9 protein-coding genes are annotated in these 7,538 nt (G+C 69.6%); 6 read left to right on the forward strand and 3 right to left on the reverse strand.

Annotated elements, in window-relative coordinates; translation table 11 throughout:
* Window positions 1-62: 62 nt before the first annotated feature.
* The 4 genes from AB0H93_RS42550 to AB0H93_RS42565 all read left to right on the forward strand — a co-directional run bounded on the left by AB0H93_RS42550 (window position 63) and on the right by AB0H93_RS42565 (window position 2,645).
* A complete protein-coding gene (locus AB0H93_RS42550) occupies window positions 63-581 on the forward strand; it encodes a cyclophilin-like fold protein (RefSeq protein WP_358582242.1) in 519 nt (172 codons plus the stop codon).
* Between the two features lie 28 nt (window positions 582-609).
* The gene (locus tag AB0H93_RS42555) at window positions 610-1,275 is read left to right on the forward strand and encodes an SDR family NAD(P)-dependent oxidoreductase (protein ID WP_358582244.1); all 666 of its coding nucleotides are present in this window, start codon (window positions 610-612) and stop codon (window positions 1,273-1,275) included.
* A gap of 169 nt (window positions 1,276-1,444) precedes the next feature.
* Window positions 1,445-1,798 carry a cyclophilin-like fold protein gene (locus AB0H93_RS42560; protein WP_358582246.1) on the forward strand — a complete coding sequence of 118 codons (354 nt, stop codon included), beginning with the start codon at window positions 1,445-1,447 and terminating at the stop codon, window positions 1,796-1,798.
* Window positions 1,799-1,877: 79 nt separating this feature from the next.
* Window positions 1,878-2,645, forward strand: coding sequence for a glucose 1-dehydrogenase (locus tag AB0H93_RS42565; RefSeq protein WP_358582248.1), 768 nt, complete (start codon window positions 1,878-1,880; stop codon window positions 2,643-2,645).
* A 287-nt stretch (window positions 2,646-2,932) separates the two neighbouring features.
* On the opposite strand, the gene AB0H93_RS42570 is transcribed toward AB0H93_RS42565, so the two are convergent.
* From AB0H93_RS42570 to AB0H93_RS42580, 3 genes are read right to left on the reverse strand one after another with little or no spacing between them, the layout of a single operon-like run.
* Complete coding sequence (locus tag AB0H93_RS42570; RefSeq protein WP_358582250.1) at window positions 2,933-3,727, reverse strand: SDR family NAD(P)-dependent oxidoreductase; 795 nt, start codon at window positions 3,725-3,727, stop codon at window positions 2,933-2,935.
* Window positions 3,728-4,000, reverse strand: coding sequence for a ferredoxin (locus tag AB0H93_RS42575; RefSeq protein WP_358582252.1), 273 nt, complete (start codon window positions 3,998-4,000; stop codon window positions 3,728-3,730).
* Window positions 4,000-5,139 carry a Rieske 2Fe-2S domain-containing protein gene (locus AB0H93_RS42580; protein WP_358582254.1) on the reverse strand — a complete coding sequence of 380 codons (1,140 nt, stop codon included), beginning with the start codon at window positions 5,137-5,139 and terminating at the stop codon, window positions 4,000-4,002. The genes AB0H93_RS42575 and AB0H93_RS42580 overlap by 1 nt, the downstream gene beginning before the upstream one ends.
* A 157-nt stretch (window positions 5,140-5,296) precedes the next feature.
* On the opposite strand from AB0H93_RS42580, the gene hsaA reads away from it, so the two are divergent.
* Window positions 5,297-6,463, forward strand: a complete 1,167-nt coding sequence (gene hsaA / locus AB0H93_RS42585) for a 3-hydroxy-9,10-secoandrosta-1,3,5(10)-triene-9,17-dione monooxygenase oxygenase subunit (protein WP_358582256.1) — start codon at window positions 5,297-5,299, stop codon at window positions 6,461-6,463.
* 309 nt (window positions 6,464-6,772) lie between these two features.
* The gene (locus tag AB0H93_RS42590) at window positions 6,773-7,405 is read left to right on the forward strand and encodes a TetR family transcriptional regulator (RefSeq protein ID WP_358582258.1); all 633 of its coding nucleotides are present in this window, start codon (window positions 6,773-6,775) and stop codon (window positions 7,403-7,405) included.
* Window positions 7,406-7,538: the final 133 nt, after the last annotated feature.

Below are 7,538 nucleotides of genomic sequence, written 5' to 3' on the forward strand. Positions count from 1 at the left end.
AACGGAAAACAAGTGCATTCGTGCGCATCGGACGAGCAGCGGCAAGGAGCACACGGCCTCGCATGAAATCTCGAATCGCCCCCTCCGCCGGGGTTTTCGCGCTCATCGCGTTCCTGACGGCGTGCAGCCCGACGGACCAGCCCGCAGCGCCGAGCAGCGTCGTTCCACCAACGGTGGCGTCCTCGCCTGCACCTTCCGCGGGGAGCGAGGACGGGATCGTGGGCACCGTGGTGCGGTTCACCTCCGGCGACACCTCCGTCGATGTCACGATCGGGGAAGACAGCCCCGCCACGCGCGACTTCCTGTCGATGCTCCCGCTCACGATCGGGCTCGAGGAGTTCGCCGGCCGCGAGAAGATCAGCTACCTCCCGCGCGAGCTGAACCACGCGGGCGCGCCGGGATCGGACCCGGAGGACGGCGACCTCATCTACTTTACCCCGTGGGGAAACCTCGGGTTCTACTACGACGCGTCCGGCATCGGGTACTCCGACCAGACCGTCCACATCGGCACCTACCACGCGTCCCCCGAACAGCTCGCTCGCCTCGAAGGCGGGAACGTCACCGTGCAGATCGTCGAGTGATCGACCTGTCGGATCGGAAAGGAAGGCCATGACCGCCATCGCCATCGTCGGAGCCGGAAAAGGGCTCGGCGCGGCCATCGCACGACGCTTCGGTTCGGAAGGATTCGCCGTCGCGCTGATCTCCCGCAACCAGGAACACGTGGACGCCGTCGCCGCCGAGCTGGCCGCTGAGGGGGTCACAGCCCGGGGGTACACCGCCAACGTGCGGCATCCGGACAGCTTGTCCAAGGCGCTCGACCAGGCCGGGCAGGACCTCGGCCCCGTCGAGGTCCTCATGTACAGCCCGCTTCCGCAGAAGGAATTCCTCCGCCCTGTCCTGGAGACGACCCCGGCAGACCTGACCGGGGCTGTCGAGTTCTCCATCTACGGTCCCGTCACCGCCGTGCACCAGGTGTTGCAGGGAATGCGGTTCCTCGGGCGCGGAACGGTGCTGTTCGTCAACGGCGGCAGCGCCGCCCGCCCCAACCCGAAGGTCGCGGGCACGTCCATCGCGTTCGCCGGGGAAACCGCGTACGGCCAGATGATCCACGACACCCTCGCCGCGGACAACATCCACGTCGGCCAGCTCATCATCCCCGGCGCCATCAGCCCCGGCCATCCCACCCACGACCCCGACGTCCTCGCCGAGGCCCTGTGGGCGATGCACATCGAGCGCGGCGAGTTCCGCCGGTACGCCGACACCCTCGACGCCTGACCCGCCGGCACGGGTCGTCCAGGAACGCGCCAAGGAACCCATGACCCCGGCATCGCTCTCGCCCTCACCGCGACCACGTGCGATGCCGGGACAACTCGCCGAAGAACTCTGCAATCGCTACGGTCGAGCCGCCGCAACCGACCGATTCACCTCCTAAAAGGACAATGCCGTGCGCATCCAGGTGACCTTCGACGGAACTACGCTCGAAGCCGGTCTCGACGACAGCCGAACCGCGCGGGACTTCTTCGCCAAGCTACCGCTCACGCTGACCCTGACCGATTTTCACCGGACCGAGAAGATCAGCGTTCTCCCGGCCGAGTTGTCGACAGTGGACGCCCCTGCCGGAACCGGCGCCCGGGCAGGTGACTTGGCCTATTACGCGCCGTGGGGCAACCTGGCCGTGTTCTACCGCGACTCCGGCTACGCCTCTGGACTGGTCAAGCTCGGCCACATCGACTCCGGGATCGAGGCCGTGGCCGAGCAGCGCGACGACTTCACCGTCACCATCGAAGCCGCCGACTGACCACGCCCGCCACGCGAGTCAGCCGCGAGGCGAGATTCCTGCGAGTGGCGGCAACGCACCACAGCACGAGGAGAAGACGTTGAACCCGATCTACGATTTCACCGGCCAGGTCGCCCTGGTCACCGGCGCGAGCTCCGGTATGGGACTCGCGACTGCCCAGGCATTCGCTCAGGCGGGCGCCGCCGTCGTCCTCGCCGACATCAACGAGAAAGCCTTGGGCGAGGCCGCGGACGAACTGGCCTCCGCCGGCCACCGAGCACTCGCGGTCACCTGTGACGTCACCGACGAGGAACAGGTCGCCGCCATGGTCGACACAACGGTCGAGACGTTCGGCCGACTGGACATGGCCTTCAACAACGCGGGCATCCAGATCCCGCCGTGCGATGCGGCCGACGAGGGCGCAGATGTCTTCGACCGGGTCACCGCCATCAACCTTCGCGGCGTGTGGGCTTGCATGAAGCACGAACTGCGCCAGATGCGCACCCAGGGCAGCGGAGCCATCGTCAACTGCTCCTCCCTGGGGGGCCTGGTCGGCATCCCGGGCCGTGCCTCCTACCACGCTTCGAAGCACGGGGTCATCGGTCTCACCAGCAGCGCCGCCCTCGAATACGCGTCGCGCGGCATCCGCATCAACGCCGTCTGCCCGGGAACCATCGACACTCCCATGGTCGCCAGCATGATCGAGGCGGGCGAACTCGACCGCGCCGCGGCCGAGGCGGCCGAGCCGATCGGCCGCCTCGGCCGCGCGGAAGAGATGGCACAAGCCGTCCTCTGGCTCAGCAGCCCAGGAGCGAGCTTCGTGGTCGGCGTCGCCCTGCCCGTCGACGGCGGCTACGTCGCCCAGTGAACACTACGGCGACCTGCTCATGCCGGCTATCCACGAGCGGGCCAGGTCGCTGTAGGTGGGCAAGGGGCGGTGGGCGTCCCTGCAGGTGCGCAGGATGGGAGCCAAGACCAGGGCGTTATCGGCGTCGCCAGTCCGGCAGCGCTGTGTTCTACCGCGACTCCGGCTACGCCACCGGACTGGTCAAACTCGGCCGCATCGACTCCGGGATCGAGGCCGGGGCCGAGCAGCACGACTTCACCGCCACCATCGAAGCCGCCGCCTGGCCACGACCGCCCGGCACCGCCGAATCACTTCTCGGGCGGCAGCAGGCGTTTCGACGCTTCGTGGGCGCCCAGTGCGAGTTCCGCCCGGTCGGGGCCGCTGCGCTTCTCCGCCGCCTCGGCGTTGCCGCCCGCCACCCACACCGGCCCGTGTGGCAGCCGTTCGAGGCCTTCCCGGGCCACGTCGTCGGGTTCTGCGACGTTCAGGCCCGGGATGTCGAAGTTGAGTCCGGCGCGTTCCATCGCCGGTGTCCGGGTCACGCCGAGCACCAGTTCCAGGACGTCCACGCCGTGTTCCCGCAGTTCAAGCCACAGGCCCTCGGCGAACACCCGGGAGAACGCCTTCACCGCCGAGTAGACGCTGATCTGGGCCTGGCCCAGGTAGCCCGCCATCGAGCCGACCAGGACCACCCCGCCGCGGCCCCGATCCTTCAGCAACGCTCCGAAGTGGTGGGTGAGCGCGAGCTGCGCGGTGATGTTCAGGTCGATCACGCCGCGCACGCGGTCGAGGTCGCCCGTGACGAACTCGTGGCCGTAGGTGTTGGCGCCCGCATTGAAGATCAGCAGGCCGACGTCGAGGTCGTCGGTGACCTCCCTGACGGACCGCAACGCGCCCGGGTCGAGCAGGTCGAGCTCAAGCGCGTGCACCTGCACACCCTTGGCGCGCACCGCATCGGCGGTGGCGTTCAGCGGCCCCGGTTTCCGCGCGATCAGCACCAGGTTGATCCCGGCGTCGGCGAGCAGGTGGGCGAAAGATGCGCCCACACCTTCGGATCCGCCGGCGATGACCGCCCATGGTCCGTACTTCGTGGTGTCGAGCACTCAGTCCTCCGCCTGGATCGCGATCTCGCCGCGGGCCGCCGCTGCGCGCACGGAATCCCGCAATGCCTTGCAGCCGCTGAAGAACCGGCCGTTCGGCCCGGAGCCCGGCTGCGCGTCGCGGCGCTCCGCGCAGGCCCGGACGGCGTCTTCGTGCCACTGGATGCTGGTCTGGTCCCAGCTGCTCTTGCGGACCTCGACGCGGCCGCCGCAGGCGCCGCACTGCACGGCCTGCATGGGCGAATCGACGAGCCGGCCGTCTGTGCGCACCGCCATCAGATCGCCTGCGCCTTGCGGGCCAGGTTCTCCTCGACCTCGCGGCGCCAGGCCTCGTTGGGCCTCGTGGTGTCGATCTCGAACTCGAACCGCTCCACCATCTCGGGCGTCACGTCCGCCGCGTCGACGTAGAACTGCTCGTACCACCGGCGCAGCTGGTAGACCGGGCCGTCCTCTTCGCACAGCAGCGGGTTGTCGATGCGGGTCTTGTTCTTCCAGATCTGCACGTCCTGCTCGAAGCCGATCTTGATGAAGTCGCCCATCTTGCGGGCCATCTCGTCCGCGTCCTCGCCGCGCATCCGATCGGAGCGCTTGACGATGATCCCGTACTGCAGCACGAAGGAGTTCGCGGTGACCGGGTAGTGGCAGTTGATCAGCACCGACTCGACGTCGCCGTCGCTGTAGTGGTAGGTCAGGTCGTCGATCATGAACGACGGGCCGTGGTAGGCGGCCACCGACGTGTTGCCGAGCATGCGGGGCGCGCCGCTGCCGGACTCCTGCGGGCGGGCGTCCTCCCGCCCGACGCCGTTCTGGATCTGGGTCGCGGTGTGGCCCTCGAAGATGTTCTTGAAGTACGTCGGGAACGAGTAGTGGACGTAGAAGAAGTGCGCCATGTCCACCACGTTGTCCACGATCTCGCGGCAGTGCGCGTTCTCGATGGTGACCGAGTACCACTGCCAGTCGGTCCACTCGTCGCTGGTGGCGCCGTCGATGCGCGGGATGGTCACATCGGCGGGCGGCGCATTGCCCTCGGGGTCGTTCCACACGAAGAACAGGTCGTCCTGCTCCAGGGTCGGCCACGCCGCCGTCCGCGCGCGCAGCGGAACCCGGCGCGCGTAGGGGATGCTCTTGCACTTGCCGTCGCCGCCCCACCGCCAGTCGTGGAACGGGCAGGCGATCTCGTCGCCCTTGACCGAGCCCTGCGACAGGTCGCCGCCCATGTGCCGGCAGTACGCGTCGAGCACGTTCAGCTCGCCGTGGGAATCGGCCCAGACCACCAGCTTCTGGCCGAACGCCTGCACCGTGTGCGGCTTGCCGTCCTTGAAGTCCTTGGCGAGCCCGAGGCAGTGCCAGCCGCGAGCGAACCGGGTGGGAGCGTCGTCCACCTCGATCTGCCGGACCTCCTCCACAGCGGTCATGCTCGTCATCCCTTCCCGTGAGCAGTAGGTCACCGCGAAGGTAGGCGGGGACGGCCGCCGGAACCGTCGGTGATCCCACTCACCGGTACCTTCCGGAGACCGCTGCCGATGGCAGGCCGCACGATGGGAAACCCGACGCCGCAACGGGAGGACGAGCATGACCGACGAGGTGCTGGAGCGGGTCCGCGACGTCCTGCCGGCGATCGCGGAGCGGACCCGGGCCGCGGAGGAGGACCGGCGGCTGCCGGCGGAGACGGTGGCCGACCTGGTGTCGGCCGGCGCGTTCCGGATGCTGCAGCCGAAGCGCTACGGCGGCCTGGAAAGCGATCCCGTGCGCTTCTACGAGGTGGTCCGGGAAGTGTCCACAGTGTGCGGTTCCAGCGGCTGGGTGCTCTCGATCCTCGGCGTGCATCCCTGGCACGTCGGGCTGTTTCCCGGCGAGGCCCAGGACGAGGTCTGGGCGCGCGGTCCGGACGCGCTGATCTGCTCGTCGTACGCGCCCATCGGCCGCCTGACCGCGGTCGACGGCGGTTACCTGCTCAGCGGCCGGTGGGGCTTCGCGTCCGGATGCGACCACGCGAGCTGGGCGCTGCTCGGCGGGCTGGTCGTCGGCGACGAGGGACGGCCGGTCGACTTCCTCAGCGTCCTGGTGCCGCGCGAGGACTTCCAGGTGCTGGACGTGTGGGATCCCGTGGGGCTGCGGGGTACCGGCAGCAACGACATCGTCGTGGACAAGGCGTTCGTGCCCGCGCACCGAATCGTCCGCAACTACGACGTGTCGCAGCTGCGCGCCCCCGGCCGGGCGGTGAACCCGGGCCCGCTGTTCGCGCTGCCGTTCGGCGCGGTGTTCACGACCGCCGTCGCCGCACCCGTCGTGGGAGTCGTGTCGGGCTGCTACGAGACCTACGTGTCGGCCATGCGCGACCGGGTGCGGCTGAGCCTCGGCGGCGGCCGGTTCGTGGAGGACCAGGGCGCGCAGGTGGCCGTGGCGCGGGCGGCGTCCGAGATCGACGCGGCGGTGCTGCAGCTGGACCGCAACATGGCCGACCTGTACGACCACGCGGTCCGGGACGCGGAGATCCCGATGGAGCTGCGGCTGCGCGCCCGCCGGGACCAGGTGCGCGCCACCGAGCGCGCGTTGGCGGCGATCGACCTGCTGTTCCAGAGCGCGGGCGGGAACTCGCTGCGCCGGGGGAACCCCATCGAACGGGCCTGGCGCGACGCGCACGCGGGCAGCACGCACGTCGCCAACGACCCGCAGCGCGCCCTGGCGCTGTACGGCATGGGCGCGTTCAGCCTCCCCGTCGAGGACACGTTGGTCTGATCGCCTGCCTCCGAGCCGCTCGCTCAGGACGAACGCGAGGACGTAGTCCGGGAACGGTCGCCGCTCGAACTCGATGGCTCCGGCAGGGAGACCAGCCACGAACGCTTCCTGCCGTCCGGCGGTGGCCTCGGCGACCAGGCTGCGCGGGTAGTCGCGTCCTCCGCGCCGATCCGATCGTCGGCAGGCCCGGGCAAGGCGGAAGCCGTGGCACGGGGCCCGCTCGTCCCGGTGAGCGGTACGTTGGCGGGGACGGCCACGAGGCGAACCCGCACAATCAGATGTCGATGCGGATCAACAGAGGGGGGACACGTGCCGAGAATCGCCGAGGCCCGGCCGGCCGCGGAGCCGAGCTCGCAGGAGCAGAAGGCGCGCCAGCGCCGGATCCTGCGCGCCGCCGCAGGCCTCGCGGCCGAGCGAGGGCTCGACCGCGTGCAGATGCACGACGTGGCCAAGGAAGCAGGCGTCGCGATCGCCACGCTCTACCGCTACTTCCCCTCGAAGACGCACCTGTTCACCGCCGTCATGGCGGAGCAGGTGGAGCAGCTGGACAAGCTGGCGCGGCCGCCGCGCTCGGATCAGGACCCGGTGGACGCGGTGTGCGAACTGCTGCTGCGGTCCACCCGGCAGCTGCTGAGCAAGCCGTTGCTGGCCAGCGCGATGATGCAGTCCAACGTCCAGGCCAACGCGGCGACGGTGAACGAAGCGATCCGCATCGACAAGATGATGAACGAGGCGGTGTTCCGGATGCTCGGCCTCGAGAGTCCGACGGCCCGCGACGTCCGCCTCGTGAGCCTCGTGATCGAGTGCTGGTACGGAATGCTGAGCTCGGCGCTCAACGGCCGGATCTCGATGGCGGACGTCGAGGTGGAGATCCGGCTCGCCTGCGGCCTCCTCCTGGCGGCCCGCTCGAACGCACCGGACCAGACCCCCCTGGACGACTGAACCGCTCCCACCGGCCCGATCCCCGGGATGCCGGGGTTCCGCCTTGGTCCGCGATTTCCATCGCGCAGGGGTCGGGGGTTGCGGTGGGGGCCCGATCCGCCCCAAGCACAAACGAGCCCGCGGGCCCCGTATT

This window comes from Saccharopolyspora sp. NPDC050642 (assembly GCF_040654735.1).
In the GTDB taxonomy this organism is placed as follows: domain Bacteria; phylum Actinomycetota; class Actinomycetes; order Mycobacteriales; family Pseudonocardiaceae; genus Saccharopolyspora; species Saccharopolyspora elongata.